Source organism: Sphingobium sp. B8D3A (genome assembly GCF_025961995.1).
Lineage (GTDB): Bacteria > Pseudomonadota > Alphaproteobacteria > Sphingomonadales > Sphingomonadaceae > Sphingobium.
The window spans coordinates 1,162,659-1,176,873 of the sequence record NZ_JAOQOS010000001.1 but is presented as its reverse complement, the minus strand read 5'-3'; the positions used below and the strand labels follow the sequence as shown (position 1 = coordinate 1,176,873).

The window sequence follows — 14,215 nt, the reverse complement described above, 5'->3', positions numbered from 1 at the left end:
GGGTCGACAGGCCAGGGAACAAGGGCTGCGCGATCAATCGCGCCTGACGCACGTTGGGCCGTCCCGCTGCATCGGACGGACGTATGCAGGCGCTCTTTCGTCGCAGCCAAGGTTGGTGGCCGGGCGGGAGGGACCTGGCCACCGGGTGTTCGGGCGGACCTGCCTCAGGTCGAGGGCGTGCCGGAGCCGCCCATGCCGGTGCCAAGGCCGCTGGTGCCGAAGATCTGCGAATTCTCGTTGGTGCCGGTCGTGCTGGTGGTCGCCGCGCTGCCGGCATAGCTGTCCGTCTTCACGCCGCCGGACTGGACGCCGGGGCGCGTGCCATCGGCATAGCCGCCGCCAATCGTCAGGCCCTCGGGCATAGGCGTATCGGGTTTGAGCGTGACACGATCGTCATGGATGCTGTCGACATAATCGAGGTTGATCTGGTGATGGCGGCTGTCCGCCGAATCCGAGCGGGTGAGGACCAGCAGATCGCCGTCCACCTTGTCGACGGTGCCGACATGGCGGCCGCTCGCGTCCGCGACTTCCATATGCTCCTTGATGCGCCACTTCTCGAACATGGCTCACTCCTTTTCTCTGCAGATACAATGAACTAGATGGTACTGAAGACAGAACGGCCGAGGCGGCGGAGCGTTCCGAAAGCCCCGCCCCATCCAGCGCATCGCAGCCACGACTGGGCTGTTCACGGCCGGCGCCGAGCGCAATCCGGCGCGAGACGGCGCGCGCCGCTTTTGATAGGGGTCAATGCGTCCGGCCGCCGGAGCGGTCACACAGCAGCGGATGACCGACGCGATGACCACGCACCCCATGCCCCGCCCCTCTGCCGGCACCGGCGCCGCGCTCGCCTTGCCGGCGGGCCTGCTGCTGATCCTTGGCGGATGCGCCCGGCAGAGCGCCGCGGCGGTGAGCAGCGCGCCGGATACGCCCGGCTTCCTGCTCGGCCTGTGGCACGGCTTCATCTTCCCCTTCGCCTGGGCGCTGTCGCTGATCGCGGATGATGTCGCGGTCTATGCCGTGCCCAATAATGGCGGATGGTATGATTTCGGCTATTTCCTCGGCGTCGTCGTCTTCGGCGTGGGCGCGCGCAAGACCAAGACGGTGACCGTCTATGTCGATCGCTGGCGCGGCCGGTGATGGCGAGCCCCGTTCTCCCCACGCTACACCTGCCTTCCGCAAGAAAGGATGCACCCATGCGCAAATGGCATCGCTGGACCACCGTCTTCATCGGCCTGTTCATGTTGTTCATCGCCCTGACTGGCTTGGGCAGCCATTTCGCCGCGATGGTCGCGCGGGGGAGCGTGTTCGAGACCGAAGAGCGCGGGGCTCCGCCAGCCGCGCAGGCGCCGGTTGCGACGCAGAAGGCCGGCCCGTCTGCGGGTGCGCCCGGCGCGCCGCCCGCCGCCCAGCAAGCCGCCCAGCCAGCCACACAGGCCGCGCCGAATCCCGCCCGCAAGCTGGTTGGCCTGTTCCATCATCTCCATTCCGGCGAGTTTTTCGGCCCGGTCGGCGTGATCATCTCCCTCCTCTCCGGCTTCGCGCTCGTCTTCTTCGCGATTTCCGGCATGTGGATGTATGTGCAGATGTTCCGCAACCGCCTCAGCCGGGGACGGCGCGACATCTTCTGGAAATGACCCTCCCGGCGCTCATCATGGCCGGCGTCTCGGGCACTGCGGCGCTCTGCGGTGCGCTCATCCTCGCGCGCAAGGCGCGGACGCCGCAGGGGGCCTATGGCAAGCGCATCGCCGGCACCATGGCGCTCTCTTTCGCGCTCATCCTCGCCCTGTTCGCCTGGGGGCTGGAGCGCATGGCCGGCTGAACCGACGGCCGCCTGCGGCGCCGGCGAAAGTCAAGGCCGGGGACACAAAATTTACTGTGGATGAACGCCACAACACCGCTAGACATTGTGGTGGATTGGACTAGCATCCCCCTTCATCTAGTTATTTGCGCCCTACAGCCATCCCAATTGCGGAGCCCGGAAAAATGTCGCTTCTCCAAGCCTCCAAGGTCTACAAGCCCTTCGAATATCCCTGGGCCTATGACTATTGGAAGCGCCAGCAGCAGGTCCACTGGATGCCCGAGGAAGTGCCTCTGGGCGAGGATTGCCGCGACTGGGCGCAGAAGCTCTCCGACCATGAGCGCAACCTGCTGACGCAGATCTTCCGCTTCTTCACCCAGGCGGACGTGGAAGTGCAGGATTGCTACCACGACAAATATGGCCGCGTGTTCAAGCCGACCGAGATCAAGATGATGCTGACCGCGTTCAGCAACATGGAGACGATCCACATCGCGGCCTATTCGCACCTGCTCGACACCATCGGCATGCCCGAGAGCGAATATTCGATGTTCCTCGAATATGACGAGATGCGCGCCAAGCATGATTACATGCAGCAGTTCGGCGTGGACAGCGATGAGGACATCGCCCGCACCCTCGCCATGTTCGGCGGCTTTACCGAGGGCATGCAGCTCTTCGCCAGCTTCGCGATGCTGATGAACTTCCCGCGCTTCAACAAGATGAAGGGCATGGGCCAGATCGTCACCTGGTCGGTGCGCGACGAGAGCCTGCACTGCGAGGGCATCGTGCGCCTGTTCCACGAGTTCGTGAAGGAGCGCGACTGCCTGACCAAGGCGGTGAAGGAAGACATTATCGATTGCTGCCAGAAGACCGTGCGGCTGGAGGATGCCTTCATCGACCTCGCCTTCGAGCAAGGCCCGGTGCCCGGCATGACCGCCAAGGAGATCAAGCGCTACATCCGCTACATCGCCGACTGGCGGCTGGGCCAGCTCGGCTTCCAGCCGATCTACATGATCGAGGAGCACCCGCTGCCCTGGCTCACCCCGCTGCTCAACGGCGTGGAGCACGCCAACTTCTTCGAAACGCGCGCCACCGAATATTCCAAGGGCGCCACGCGCGGCAACTGGAACGAAGTGTGGGACAGCTTCGACCGCCGCAAGAAAATGCGCGCCAATGACGGCGAGGCCGAAAGCGACAGCGGCGAGGACATGTTCTCGCGGGCCGGAGTGGCGGCGGAGTAGGAGCAGAAACGATGGTTTCGGTATTTCGTCTTCCTTCAAGCATAAAATCCGACACATCACAGCCCGAACTCGAGCTAGAAGACCTTGACGGTTCACGAGTAAACCCGTTGGGCATGGGGGTTTTAAGTGACGGCACGCCTTTCCTAACACAAAGAGGCCTTGCGCTAATTTGTGGTGTCGAAAATGCTCACATCGGAACAATCAGCTCACAATGGCGCGACGAGATACCGAAGCCTCGGATCAACAAGATTCGAGACATACTAAGACGCAATGGGCACAATCTTGAACAAGCTCACGTCGCCATCAGGGTAGGCGGTAGGGTGTTTTACGCTTATCGAGAGGAGATTTCGCTCGCCGTAATCGAATATTACGCGTTCGAAGCAGGCCAGTTTTCTCAAGAGGAAGCGAAGGACAACTATCGGATCTTGGCGCGGAAGGGATTCCGTGATGCAATATACGAGTCTGTAAATTATCGTCCAGCGCCTGCAATTGATGTGGCTTGGCAGCCGTTTCATGATCGGATCTCGCTAGCTTACGATAGCGCTCCTGACGGATATTTCAGTATTTTCAAGGAGAGCGCCGAGGTCACTGTCACGCTGGGACAGGGTGGAATTTTCAGTAATCAGGGAATAATTCCCGATATTAGCATCGGCCGCTGCTGGAGCGATCATTGGCGAAAAGAGAAGCTAGCCGCCAAGTTCGGAGAGCGACTTGAATACGAACACAACTATCCAGCCTATTTCCCCCAAGCCGCGTCTAATCCGCAGACACCTTGGTGCTATCCCGAAGGGGCCATGGGTGAATTCAGGAGATGGCTCCGGGAAGATTACGTTCGCGGCGGCAAGCTAACTCAATACATACGTTCCCAAGTTGGGAAGAACGCAATCACGGGCGCTACAGCAAATCAGGCGCTCGCTGCATACAAGTTGCCAGCAATTTCCTACAATCGTACCGACGCCTGAGCCCCTTTCCCCCAAATGAACCGCCCGTCGCCACCGGTTCAGGCGACTCGCGGTACAGTCCGATCCGATCTCCCGCTGCCGGGAGAGACAGAATAAGGATCGGAGTGAGACAGATGTACAAGGCTCTGAAGAACAGCATCGCGGCGCTGGCGCTTGGTGCCGTGACCGTGGGCGGTCTTGCCGCCACCCCCGCTTTTGCCGACCCGGGTCGCGGGCATGACCGGCATTGGCAGGGGGCCCGAGACAGGAACTGGGACAGGGACGATCGGCGCGATTATCGCCATGACAATCGCCGTTGGGATCGGGACGACCGCCGGGGCCGTGACCGGGTCGTGGTGATCGACCGCCGCCCTGTCGTCCGCCCTGCCCCGCGCGTGGTCTACGCCTATGACTATAACCGGCCGGACCCGCGCTATCGCGGCTATTATGCGGACCGTTACTATCGCGGCGGCTATGCGCCGGTGCGCGTCTACCGCGATACCCGCGTGTATCGGGGCTATGACGATCGCTATTATTGCCGCCGGTCGGACGGCACCACCGGCCTGATCGTCGGTGCGGCGCTGGGCGGCTTGCTTGGCGATCAGCTCGATCGCGGCCGTTCCTCGATCCTGGGGGCCGTGCTGGGCGCGGGTGCCGGGGCGATGATCGGACGGTCGATCGATCGGGGCGATGTCGTCTGCCGCTAAGCCCGGCCGACACAGATCTGTAGCATGAGCCCGGCGCGCTGACCTCAGCGGGCCGGGCTTTTGTCAGCCAAGGGTCAGTTGCCAGGGATCAGTTGCCAAGGATCAGTTAATCGCGTCCTGACCTGCCTGCCCCACGGACTCGATGTCCCGGCCAAGGCCCTTCACCGTCGCGCAAGCAGACAGGAGCAGGGATGCGCTCACGACCGCGAGAAGCAACGCCGACCGTCTTGTTTTCATCTCCTCGATCCCTTTCCGACTATCGGATGTTTTCCAACGCCCTCGACTATCCGAAAAAATGCGATCCGGCGCAATCCGCCCGCTGGTGATCCCGGCCCGGATGAGAAGGCGCACCTGTGCGATGCATTGCGGCTGGAATGGCTTGCGAGCGGGAACCGGTCGCGAGCGCGCACGTATTCCTAGCGGTACAATCGAAGGAGATTTCCGCATGGACCCGGTCACCATCGAGCATCGCCGCCAGGAGCTGCAGAGCCTGCTTGCGCAAATTCAGGCCAACCCGTCGCGCGACTGGCACCGTGAGCGGCAGCGCGTGATCGTGCTGCAGCATATGGTTGGCGCACAGGCACCCCGCGCCCACCCCGGCACCCGACACTGATTCCACTTTCAGCGGCAATGAACCCCATCGCCGCAAAGCTCTGAATCTCGGCGAGTCGCGGGTTCCCACCGGTGCGACGAATCGAGTCCATAAGGGTCTTGCCTTGGTGGAATCAGAGGAGGATAAGCGCCTCTTGATGGGAACAGGGCCGCCACCCATGGCGCCCCCTCGGGAGGAAGAATGTTATGGCACTGAGCATGATCGGGGGCCGGCGGATCAAGGCCGCAGTCGCACTGTCCGCTCTGCCGCTGCTGGCCTTGGCCGGATGCACCGCCAAGCAGGTTGCCGAAGCGCCGCTGCAGAACATTCCCGTTCCCATTCCCCAGAATGTCCCGCTGATCGAAGTGCCGCCGCCACCGCCGATCCTGATCGGTGAGAATAAGGGGCAAGACATGTGGCACCTGCGCTCGGGCCTGAATGTCGCCGTGCTGCTCTGCCAGGGGCCGGACAATGCCGCGATGGTCTCCGACTACAACCGTATGCTCTCGGTCCATAAGGGCCTGCTCTCGGAAGCCGCGCAGATGCAGGTCGATCTGTTCAAGGCCAAAGGCGGTCGCAAGTGGCAGGATGCCCATGACGACCATATGACCAAGCTCTACAACCGCTATTCCAATACCCAGTCGCGCGACAAGTTCTGCGCCAAGGCCAAGGCGCAGCTCGCCGAGGTCGCGAACCAGACCCCCATCGCGTTCAGCGAAAAGGCGACGTTCCTGCTGTGGGAGCTGAACAAGGCCGCCAGCCTGCCCGATCCGGACGGATCGCTCGCGCGGGCTGCGGCCGCAAACAGCACGCCGGGTCTGGTGCAGACCGTCCAGGCGACGACCAGCCAGACGACCACGCAGCGCTAAGCGGCGCCCGGGACGCGCGCCCAGCGTAAGAAGCGGGCGCGCTCCGGGTCCGGATCAATCCTCAGTCTTCGTCCGGCACGGCCAGGGTCGCGCCGAAATCGAACGGCTTGGCCTCCGGCATCGCAGCCATCAGCGCCTTGAAGCGCTCTTCCACATTGTCTTTCCAGTTGCCGTGCGTCGCGACGTACAGCGTGTTGTTGCGGATCGCGTCGACGATCATGTCGCCCACTTCCGTCGGTTCCATCCAAGTGTCGGACACGACGCGCTTGGCGAGCTGATCCTCCGTCTGCGCGAGGCCGCTGCCCGAGCGGAAACGCTCCGGCCGGTTTTGGCCGGATTCATGGATGCGGCTCTTGATCGGGCCGGGCATCAGCACCGTCACGCCGATATTGTCCTGCGCCATGCTGTCGCGGATCGATTCAGACAGGGTGATGACCCCCGCCTTCGCGACCGCATAAATGGCCATGAAGCTCGGCATCGGCGTCAGCCCGGCCAGCGACGCGGTGTTGACGATGTGGCCGCCCTTGCCCCGCCGGCGCATGCCCGGCGCAAATTCCATGATGCCGTTGATCGGCCCCATGAGATTGACGCCAATGCCATAGTCCCAATCGGCATAGGTGGCCTGATCGAACGGGCCGGACGGATCGATGCCGGCATTGTTGATCAGGATTTCCGGCCCGCCCATCACGGCCTCGCATTCCTTGGCGGCCTCGCGCATCTGGTCGCGGTCGGACACGTCGAGCCGCATGGTGTGGACATTGCGGCCCTGCTGGCGCTCCTCGAAAAACGCCTTGGCTTCATCGAGATGGTCTTGGCGGATATCGGCCAGCACCAGCTTGGCGCCATTGGCGAGCAGCTGCTGGGCAATGCCGAAGCCGATCCCGCTCGCCCCGCCCGTGATGAACGCCGTCGTGCCCGCAATCTCCATGACTTTCCTCTCCAAACCCGGCGCCTCGCCGGCTTGCTCAAACTGATCCATCGGCCGATGCCGCTCCCGGCCGCTCCTCCAATCTCATCCAGCAAATCCGGACAGAGTCAACAGCGGCTGTCGCGTGTGGGGTCGCTGGCCAGTCAGGATCGCGGATGCGCGGCGCGCCAGACCGAGGGCGTCTCGAACGTGCCACGCCAGATGCCCCGCCGGGCGGAACGGGCAGCCTCCTCTTCCTGCCGATACGCGCCGGGGCCGCGCCCGAGGTCGCTGATCGCCCAGCCCTCCGCCACCATGGTCGCGCCGACATCCGCGATCCGGGCGGTGGTGCAGGTCGCCACGGCGCGGCCATATTGGTCCGTCGTCCGGGACTCGCAGATGAGCCCACCGCGGCGCACCAGCGCCAGCAGGGCGTCGCGCGCCTGCGTGCCGCAGTCCCAGGGCTGGCCGGCCGCATCCTGGCAACGCTGGTTCAGTTCGACCGCGTCAATGTCGGCGATGCGCACGATCCGCGGGCCGATCCGCAGGCTGTCGCCATCCATCACGTGCACGCGCGCGCCGTCGGCGGCCTCGATCCGTTCGGGCGGCGCACGGAGCAGGGCCAGCACGATCAGCAGAAACGCCAGAAGAGCCAGCGAACCGAGCCGCGCCAGCCATCGTCGGCGCGGCCTACCGGCTGATCCCTGGAAACCCCTGCGCCGTCCGGCAGGTCTGGTGCGGATGATCAGTGCTTGTGGTCGCCAGCCATGGACTGCACGGCGGCCAGCGTGTTCTTCACATGGTCGCGATAGTCGAGCGCGCTATGCACATAGACGATCCGGCCCGCCGGGCTGATGACATAGGAGGTGCGGTCCGTCTTGCCCGCAAAGGCCGGATTGTCCGCCTTGAGCGCCACGTCGTAATTGGTGATGAGACGCGGCCCGGCCGAGGCGACCGCGAACTTGCTGCCGCATGCCTCGGTGGAGAAACGCTGCAGAACGTCGACCGGGTCGGCGGACATGCCGATCACCGTGGCGCCGGCCTTCTTGAACGCATCCGCCTGATCGGCAAATTCCTTGGTTTCCGCCGTACAGCCCTTGGTGAAGGCTGCGGGGAAGAAGTAGAGCACGACTGGCCCTTTCTTCAGCGCATCAGAAAGCTTGACGCTGAACACCTTGCCGGCGAGCGCGCCGCGCGTCTCGAAATCCGGCGCCTTGGCACCGACCGGCAGGGCCGCCTGCGCGCCGCCGCCGAGCAAGGCGCTGCCCAGCATCGCAACCATGATTGTCTTCGATGCTTTGCCGAACATATGCCCATTCCTGTCTGCTGACTCACGATCCGCACAATCTGCCATAGAAGCCCTTGGCGTGCCAGCCCTCACCGGTTACGAGCAGCCATGGCGATCGACCGCCTTGCCCTCACCAATTTCCGCAATCATGCCGACGCCCTGATTGTGCCTGACGCGCCGATGATCGTCCTGACCGGCGAGAATGGCGCGGGGAAGACCAACATCCTCGAAGCGATTTCGCTGCTGGCGCCGGGGCGCGGCCTGCGCGGTGCAGCCCTGCGCGACATGGCGCGGCAGAGCGGACCGGGTGGATTTGCGGTCGCGGCGCGACTGGGCGATGCCGCCTTGGGGACCGGCACCGACCCTGATGCGCCGGACAAGCGCCAAGTGCGGATCGACGGGCGCGCCTCCCCGGCCAATGCGCTCTCGGCGCGCGTGTCGCTGAGCTGGCTGACACCGGCGATGGACCGCCTGTTTCTGGACAGCCCCGGTGGACGCCGCCGGTTCCTGGATCGGCTGGTGCTGGCCCAGGCGCCGTCGCACGCCCATCACAGCGCGCGCTATGAGGCCGCGATGCGCGCGCGCAATGCCCTGCTCGGAGAAGACGGGCCGGCAGACCCGGACTGGCTCGCCGCGCTGGAAGCCCGTATGGCGGAACATGGCGCTGCGATCGACGCCGAGCGCCGGGCGCTGATTGCCGAACTGGAAGAAGAGATCGCCCGCAGCGCGCAGCATCTCTTTGCGCGGCCGACCTTGAGGCTGACCGGCGAGCCATTTGAGGAAGGCACCCTTGCCGCTCGACTGCGCTCGGCGCGGACGGGAGACCGGGCGGCGGGCCGGACGCTTGTCGGCCCGCATCGCGCCGATCTGCTGGTCACGCACGAAGCCAAGCTGCAGGATGCGGCGCTGTGCTCGACAGGGGAGCAAAAGGCGCTGCTGCTCAGCATCATGCTGGCCCACGCCCAGCTGGTCGGTACACAGAGCGGGCGACCGCTCATCATCCTGCTGGACGAGGTGGCCGCCCATCTCGATCCGACGCGCCGCCATGCCCTGTTCGAGCGGTTGCGCGCCAGCGGGGGGCAGGTGTGGATGACGGGGACCGAGGCCGATCTGTTCAACGGGCTGGAGCAGGCGACCTATTTGCGGGTGGACGCGGGGCAGGTCATTCCGGGGTAATCAAGCGGTGTGGGCGAAGCGCGGCTATTACGCCTTTTCCCGCAAGCGGACTTTTCAGACACGGCATCATTGCTGACCGCCCTCCGTTCGTCCTGAGTAGCTGCTGAGCCTGTCGAAGCGGCGTATCGAAGGTGCAGTCCATGACTGAGATGCTTCGATACGGGTCTTCGCCACGCGCCTGCGGCCCTACTCAGACCCTACTCAGCACGAACGGTGGAGGGTGGCGTAGTCGGCGCCCCCCACATGAGCCGTTGGTCGCGCGCTCTGAGCAAATCGATAGTGGACACCGCCCTCGCGAACTCTGTCCTCGCTTAGGAGACCCCAAAAATCTCCTGATGCGCGCGCTCGGCGAACCGGTCGGTCATGCCTGCGATATAGTCCGCGATATGGCGGCTGCGCTCGGGCTCGGCGGCGCCGCAACTGGCATCCCAGGCGGTCCCCATCAGCGCAGGATCGGCCTGATAGGCGCGGAATAGATCGGTGACGATCACCCGTGCTCGCCCGGCAGCGGCAAGCTGGGTCGGATGATGATAGAGATTGGCATACATGAAGCGCTTGAGCTGGCGCTCGTCCTCCCGCATCGCATCCGAGAAGGCGACCGTGGCCTGTCCCGCGCCCCGCACGGCTGTGACGTCAGCTTGCTCCAGCCCATGCAGGCGCAGGTTTTCGCGCGTGGTCATGATGAGATCGTTGACCATGATGCCAATCTGGTCGCGGATCAGTTCGCGCAACAGCTGCTCGGCCGGCAGATCGGGATAGCGCGCGGTGACCTGCTCCCAGCAGCGGCGGACGAACGGCGCTTCCAGAAGTTGCTCAAGCGTCAGAATGCCGGCGCGCAGGCCATCGTCGATATCATGATTGTCATAGGCGATATCGTCGGCAAGGGCCGCGACCTGCGCTTCCAGCGACGGCCAGCTTTCCAGCTCCAGCGGAAAAGCGGCATCGATCTGCTGCATCGCCCAGTTCGGCGCCAGCACCGGGCCGTTGTGCTTGGCCAGCCCTTCCATCATCTCCCAGCTCAGATTGAGGCCGGGGAAGCGGGGATAGGCATTTTCCAGCAAGGCGAGCGTGCGCAGGCAATGGGCATTATGATCGAAGCCGCCCTGCCCGGCCAGCGCCTCCTCCAGCGCATCTTCCCCGGCATGGCCGAACGGGGGATGGCCGATATCATGGGCGAGGCACAGTGCCTCGGTCAGATCTTCATTGAGCCCCAGCACCCGGGCGATCGTCCGCCCGATCTGCGCAACCTCCAGGCTGTGCGTCAGGCGGACGCGATAATGGTCGCCATCGGGAGCGACGAACACCTGCGCCTTGTGGCGCAGGCGACGAAAGCTGATCGAGTGAATGATCCGGTCGCGGTCGCGCTGGAAAATGTCGCGCGGACCACGCGCCTCGCCACCTGGCTCGGCATGTTGACGACCCCGGCTGCGCGCCGGGTCACAGGCATAGGGGGCGAGCACGCTCACTGCGTGCCGATCTTGCTGACTTCCTCGCCGGCCTCGCTCTGCCAGAAGAACGCGTCGCCTCCCGCCTTGCGCAATTCGGTGACCACCGCCCGCGCATCTTCGGGACGACGGAACGGGCCGATCAACAAGCGGCGCGTCTCACCCCAACTGGCCGTCCAGCCATCCTGCCCGGCAATCGTATCGCCATAGGTCCGGCGCAAACGGCGCAGATCGAAAGCCAGCGCAGCCGGGTCACGACCTGCCGCCAATTGCACCCAGTTGCGCGAGGGATTGGCCGCCAGCTTGGCCTTGCGCTCGGCTTCGGCCTTGCGTTCGGCTTCCGCCTTGGCGCGGGCCTCGGCATCCGCCTTGGCCTTGGCCTGCTGCGCGGCTGCCGCGAGCCGGCGCTGCTCCTGAATCCGCGCGACGGCGCTCAGATCCGCGACGGCGACCTGCCGGCGCTCGCCTTCCGGCACTTCGAGCGCCTGCAGCGTGTCGCCAAGGGACCGCACCGGCTGCGGCACGGGCGCAGGTGCGGGTGCCGGTGTCGGCGCAGACGCCACCGGGGCCGGCGTGCTGGGTGCCGCCGGCGCCACGGCAGCGACGGTCGTCGGCGCAGGATTGGTTACGCGACTGGCCGGCTGTGTGGCGGGAGCGGATGATGGAGCCGGGCGGGCCGGCTGCGGCGCAGGGGCGCGCGCGGCGGTCTGCACCGGCTGTTGCGGCGGTGGGGATGCTGCCGGAGCAGGCGGTGGCGGCGGTGGAAGCGGCTGGGCCTCTGCCGCAGCGGATGCTGTTTGCTGAGCCTGAGCCTGTGACGCGCGGCGCGCGGCCTGCTGGGCGGCCCGTCGTTCTGCCGCCGTCTGACGCCGGCCGCCCCGCTCGCGCTCGGTGGTAGCTGCGACCTGCGTATCGCGGTTCCGCGCCGGTTCCGGTGCAGCCAGCCGGAGGACATCCGCCGGATACTCGCCATAATGGACCGCGGAGACCTTCTGGCTCGCGGTCAGCAGCGGCAGGCGCTGCAGATAGGGCTCGAGCGCGTCGGCAAGCCCCTTCGGCAGGGTCGTCTGCGCAATGGAGCGCGCCTCGGCCATCTGGCCGTTCATCGCGAGAACGAAGGCCCGGATGCGCCACGCTTCACGGTCGCCGCTGGTCAGGGCGGGCTTCAGCTGCTGCTCGGCTTCCGCGAGATTGCCGGAGACGCCCAGCGACACCGCATAATTAAGCCGCGCGGTGTTATCATTGGGATTGGCCTGCAGGACGGCGCGATAATCCTGCTGCGCTTTGGCCTGCTGCCCCGTGAGATCATAAGCCAGCGCGCGCTCGGGCAGATGCGCCTGGGCGCTGACACCCAAGGCCGAGGCAGCATCGAAGTTCGCGGCGGCATCGGCAGGCTGCTTCAAGGCGATCTGCACGACCGCCAGACCCAGCCGCGCGCGGCCGTTGCGCCCATCGACCATATTGGCGCGCGTGAAGAAGCCATTGGCCGCCTGAATGTCCCCCAGATCGAGCGCGGCCTGGCCGGCCCCGAGCAGGGCATTCACATCCTGAGGATTACGGGAGAGCGACGCGAGATGGCGGTTGAGCGCGGCTACCGCCTCGGCTGGTGGCGTGGCCTGAACCATTCCGCCGCTTTGCGCGAACACAGGCGCTGCGATGGCCAGAGAGAGGGCCAGAATGCAGCTGGTCGACTTCACGGATACACCTCTTCTGTCCGGCGGGACGGGTCGCGTCCCGCCGTGCACAGTTTTACTGGTTGTTCTGGCGATTGAGGAAGCGTGGCACCTCGAATTCGGTGCGATCCCGCTCGCTCTCGCTTTCCTCGGCATTGCCCTGCCGTGCCTGGCCACGGGCCAGCTGCGACATGCGCTCGAACAGCGTGCCGCCGCTCGTACCCTTGCTGGCCGGCTCCTCGGCGGGCTGCGGCGGCTCGACCCGAAGCGGCGGCTCGGGCGAGACGCTGTTGTCGAGCACCAGCTCATCCTCGCCGGTGATGTCGTCGAAGGTCGATGCCGCAAAGCGCGGGGCCGGCTTGGGCTCTTCCGGCTTGGGCGCCTGGAAGCTGGCAGGCGCCTCGCTGGTCGGGGCCGGTGTGAACGACTCGTTGCGCGCCGGCGCGACGCCACCAAGGTCCAGCCCTTCGTCATAGCGCGGCGCGGGGGCAGCCTCCGGGCGGACGAGATTGGCCGGCGCCGACACAGCAGGTGCGGCCTGACGCGGCGCGGCGGCGACGCCCACATCGCCCAGCTTGAACGGCTGGCTGCGGGCCTGCGCCGCGGCGCTCGCTTCATTATCGATGCCCGTCGCGACGACGGAGACGCGGATCTTGCCGTTCAACTGCTCGTTGAATGCCGAACCCCAGATGATGTTCGCATCGGGATCGACCAGCTCGCGGATGTGGTTGGCGGCCTCGTCGACTTCCATCAGGCGCATGTCCTCGCCACCCACGATGGAAACGATGACGCCTTTGGCGCCACGCATCGAGACGCCATCCAGCAGCGGATTGGCAATCGCCTTCTCGGCAGCTTCGAGCGCACGCCCGTCGCCTTCGGCCTCGCCGGTGCCCATCATCGCCTTGCCCATCTCTTCCATCACGGAACGGACGTCGGCAAAGTCGAGGTTGATGAGGCCGGGCATGACCATGAGATCGGTGATGCCGCGTACGCCCTGCTGCAGCACTTCGTCAGCCATCTCGAACGCTTCCTTGAAGGTCGTGTTCGGGTTGGCGATCAGGAACAGATTCTGGTTCGGAATGACGATCAGCGTATCGACGTGCTTCTGCAGCTCCTCGATGCCCGAGTCTGCCGAGCGCATCCGGCGCGAGCCTTCAAAGGTAAACGGCTTGGTGACCACGCCGACCGTGAGGATGCCCTTTTCACGCGCAGCCTTGGCGATGACCGGCGCCGCGCCGGTGCCGGTGCCGCCGCCCATGCCCGCAGCGATGAAGCACATGTGGACGCCCTCAAGCGCCTCCTGCACTTCCGCAATGGTTTCTTCTGCGGCGGCGCGGCCGATATCGGGGCGCGAACCGGCGCCGAGACCCTCGGTAATGCGCGGGCCGAGCTGGATGCGGCGTTCTGCAGGAGAGGCATTGAGCGCTTGAGCATCCGTGTTGGCGACAATGAAGTCGACCCCATCCACGGACGCGCCAATCATGTTGGCAATCGCATTTCCGCCCGCCCCGCCGACGCCAATAACGGTAATCCGCGGCTTCAGCTCGTCCACATGGGGCGGACCGATTTCAATGCTCATCA

Annotated in this window: 17 protein-coding genes; 9 read left to right on the top strand and 8 right to left on the bottom strand. The window is 65.3% G+C overall.

What is annotated here, in order from left to right:
• Nucleotides 1-164: 164 nt before the first annotated feature.
• Nucleotides 165-563, bottom strand: a complete 399-nt coding sequence (locus M2342_RS05340) for a DUF2171 domain-containing protein (protein WP_264578326.1) — start codon at nucleotides 561-563, stop codon at nucleotides 165-167.
• Nucleotides 564-810: 247 nt separating this feature from the next.
• On the opposite strand from M2342_RS05340, the gene M2342_RS05335 reads away from it, so the two are divergent.
• The 6 genes from M2342_RS05335 (at nucleotide 811) to M2342_RS05310 (ending at nucleotide 4,684) form a co-directional block, all read left to right on the top strand.
• Nucleotides 811-1,137, top strand: coding sequence for a hypothetical protein (locus M2342_RS05335; RefSeq protein WP_264579992.1), 327 nt, complete (start codon nucleotides 811-813; stop codon nucleotides 1,135-1,137).
• Between the two features lie 56 nt (nucleotides 1,138-1,193).
• Nucleotides 1,194-1,634, top strand: a complete 441-nt coding sequence (locus M2342_RS05330; RefSeq protein WP_264578325.1) for a PepSY domain-containing protein — start codon at nucleotides 1,194-1,196, stop codon at nucleotides 1,632-1,634.
• Complete coding sequence (locus M2342_RS05325) at nucleotides 1,631-1,819, top strand: hypothetical protein (RefSeq protein WP_264578324.1); 189 nt, start codon at nucleotides 1,631-1,633, stop codon at nucleotides 1,817-1,819. Before M2342_RS05330 ends, M2342_RS05325 begins: the two co-directional genes overlap by 4 nt.
• Nucleotides 1,820-1,983: 164 nt before the next feature.
• Complete coding sequence (locus tag M2342_RS05320) at nucleotides 1,984-3,036, top strand: ribonucleotide-diphosphate reductase subunit beta (RefSeq protein WP_181558882.1); 1,053 nt, start codon at nucleotides 1,984-1,986, stop codon at nucleotides 3,034-3,036.
• An 11-nt stretch (nucleotides 3,037-3,047) separates the two neighbouring features.
• Nucleotides 3,048-3,998, top strand: coding sequence for a hypothetical protein (locus tag M2342_RS05315; RefSeq protein WP_264578323.1), 951 nt, complete (start codon nucleotides 3,048-3,050; stop codon nucleotides 3,996-3,998).
• Between the two features lie 113 nt (nucleotides 3,999-4,111).
• Nucleotides 4,112-4,684: a glycine zipper 2TM domain-containing protein gene (locus tag M2342_RS05310; protein WP_264578322.1), complete on the top strand. Its 573-nt coding sequence runs from the start codon at nucleotides 4,112-4,114 to the stop codon at nucleotides 4,682-4,684.
• Between the two features lie 102 nt (nucleotides 4,685-4,786).
• Here the strand turns inward: M2342_RS05310 and M2342_RS05305 are convergent, their stop codons facing one another.
• Nucleotides 4,787-4,921: an entericidin A/B family lipoprotein gene (locus M2342_RS05305; protein ID WP_264569605.1), complete on the bottom strand. Its 135-nt coding sequence runs from the start codon at nucleotides 4,919-4,921 to the stop codon at nucleotides 4,787-4,789.
• A 208-nt stretch (nucleotides 4,922-5,129) separates the two neighbouring features.
• On the opposite strand from M2342_RS05305, the gene M2342_RS05300 reads away from it, so the two are divergent.
• Nucleotides 5,130-5,297 (top strand): hypothetical protein, encoded by a 168-nt coding sequence (locus M2342_RS05300; protein ID WP_264578321.1) that lies wholly within the window; start codon nucleotides 5,130-5,132, stop codon nucleotides 5,295-5,297.
• A gap of 185 nt (nucleotides 5,298-5,482) precedes the next feature.
• Nucleotides 5,483-6,145, top strand: a complete 663-nt coding sequence (locus tag M2342_RS05295; RefSeq protein WP_264569603.1) for a hypothetical protein — start codon at nucleotides 5,483-5,485, stop codon at nucleotides 6,143-6,145.
• A gap of 61 nt (nucleotides 6,146-6,206) precedes the next feature.
• Here M2342_RS05295 and M2342_RS05290 read toward each other — a convergent pair whose 3' ends face one another.
• The 3 genes from M2342_RS05290 to M2342_RS05280 all read right to left on the bottom strand — a co-directional run bounded on the left by M2342_RS05290 (nucleotide 6,207) and on the right by M2342_RS05280 (nucleotide 8,361).
• Entirely contained in the window at nucleotides 6,207-7,073 is an 867-nt protein-coding gene (locus M2342_RS05290; RefSeq protein ID WP_264578320.1) for an SDR family NAD(P)-dependent oxidoreductase, read from the bottom strand.
• Between the two features lie 143 nt (nucleotides 7,074-7,216).
• Nucleotides 7,217-7,681 (bottom strand): thermonuclease family protein, encoded by a 465-nt coding sequence (locus tag M2342_RS05285; protein ID WP_264578319.1) that lies wholly within the window; start codon nucleotides 7,679-7,681, stop codon nucleotides 7,217-7,219.
• A gap of 116 nt (nucleotides 7,682-7,797) precedes the next feature.
• Entirely contained in the window at nucleotides 7,798-8,361 is a 564-nt protein-coding gene (locus tag M2342_RS05280) for a peroxiredoxin (protein WP_264578318.1), read from the bottom strand.
• 87 nt (nucleotides 8,362-8,448) lie between these two features.
• Here M2342_RS05280 and recF point away from each other — a divergent pair, with 87 nt between their 5' ends.
• Nucleotides 8,449-9,516 (top strand): DNA replication/repair protein RecF, encoded by a 1,068-nt coding sequence (recF, locus tag M2342_RS05275; RefSeq protein WP_264578317.1) that lies wholly within the window; start codon nucleotides 8,449-8,451, stop codon nucleotides 9,514-9,516.
• Between the two features lie 311 nt (nucleotides 9,517-9,827).
• Here recF and M2342_RS05270 read toward each other — a convergent pair whose 3' ends face one another.
• The 3 genes from M2342_RS05270 to ftsZ are packed head-to-tail and all read right to left on the bottom strand — an operon-like array spanning nucleotide 9,828 to nucleotide 14,213.
• Nucleotides 9,828-10,982 carry a deoxyguanosinetriphosphate triphosphohydrolase gene (locus tag M2342_RS05270; RefSeq protein WP_264578316.1) on the bottom strand — a complete coding sequence of 385 codons (1,155 nt, stop codon included), beginning with the start codon at nucleotides 10,980-10,982 and terminating at the stop codon, nucleotides 9,828-9,830.
• Nucleotides 10,979-12,658 carry an SPOR domain-containing protein gene (locus tag M2342_RS05265; RefSeq protein WP_264578315.1) on the bottom strand — a complete coding sequence of 560 codons (1,680 nt, stop codon included), beginning with the start codon at nucleotides 12,656-12,658 and terminating at the stop codon, nucleotides 10,979-10,981. Before M2342_RS05265 ends, M2342_RS05270 begins: the two co-directional genes overlap by 4 nt.
• Before the next feature lie 52 nt (nucleotides 12,659-12,710).
• Nucleotides 12,711-14,213, bottom strand: coding sequence for a cell division protein FtsZ (ftsZ, locus tag M2342_RS05260; protein WP_264576423.1), 1,503 nt, complete (start codon nucleotides 14,211-14,213; stop codon nucleotides 12,711-12,713).
• Nucleotides 14,214-14,215: the final 2 nt, after the last annotated feature.

Bases quoted from the DNA above. Each gene is read 5' to 3' on its own strand.
- M2342_RS05330 (WP_264578325.1), top strand. From the start codon at position 1,194: ATGCGCAAATGGCATCGCTGGACCACCGTCTTCATCGGCCTGTTCATG.
- M2342_RS05325 (WP_264578324.1), top strand. From the start codon at position 1,631: ATGACCCTCCCGGCGCTCATCATGGCCGGCGTCTCGGGCACTGCGGCG.
- M2342_RS05290 (WP_264578320.1), bottom strand. From the start codon at position 7,073: ATGGAGATTGCGGGCACGACGGCGTTCATCACGGGCGGGGCGAGCGGG.
- M2342_RS05310 (WP_264578322.1), top strand. From the start codon at position 4,112: ATGTACAAGGCTCTGAAGAACAGCATCGCGGCGCTGGCGCTTGGTGCC.
- M2342_RS05340 (WP_264578326.1), bottom strand. From the start codon at position 563: ATGTTCGAGAAGTGGCGCATCAAGGAGCATATGGAAGTCGCGGACGCG.
- recF (WP_264578317.1), top strand. From the start codon at position 8,449: ATGGCGATCGACCGCCTTGCCCTCACCAATTTCCGCAATCATGCCGAC.
- M2342_RS05305 (WP_264569605.1), bottom strand. From the start codon at position 4,921: ATGAAAACAAGACGGTCGGCGTTGCTTCTCGCGGTCGTGAGCGCATCC.
- M2342_RS05320 (WP_181558882.1), top strand. From the start codon at position 1,984: ATGTCGCTTCTCCAAGCCTCCAAGGTCTACAAGCCCTTCGAATATCCC.
- M2342_RS05280 (WP_264578318.1), bottom strand. From the start codon at position 8,361: ATGTTCGGCAAAGCATCGAAGACAATCATGGTTGCGATGCTGGGCAGC.
- M2342_RS05295 (WP_264569603.1), top strand. From the start codon at position 5,483: ATGGCACTGAGCATGATCGGGGGCCGGCGGATCAAGGCCGCAGTCGCA.
- M2342_RS05300 (WP_264578321.1), top strand. From the start codon at position 5,130: ATGGACCCGGTCACCATCGAGCATCGCCGCCAGGAGCTGCAGAGCCTG.
- ftsZ (WP_264576423.1), bottom strand. From the start codon at position 14,213: ATGAGCATTGAAATCGGTCCGCCCCATGTGGACGAGCTGAAGCCGCGG.
- M2342_RS05315 (WP_264578323.1), top strand. From the start codon at position 3,048: ATGGTTTCGGTATTTCGTCTTCCTTCAAGCATAAAATCCGACACATCA.
- M2342_RS05335 (WP_264579992.1), top strand. From the start codon at position 811: ATGCCCCGCCCCTCTGCCGGCACCGGCGCCGCGCTCGCCTTGCCGGCG.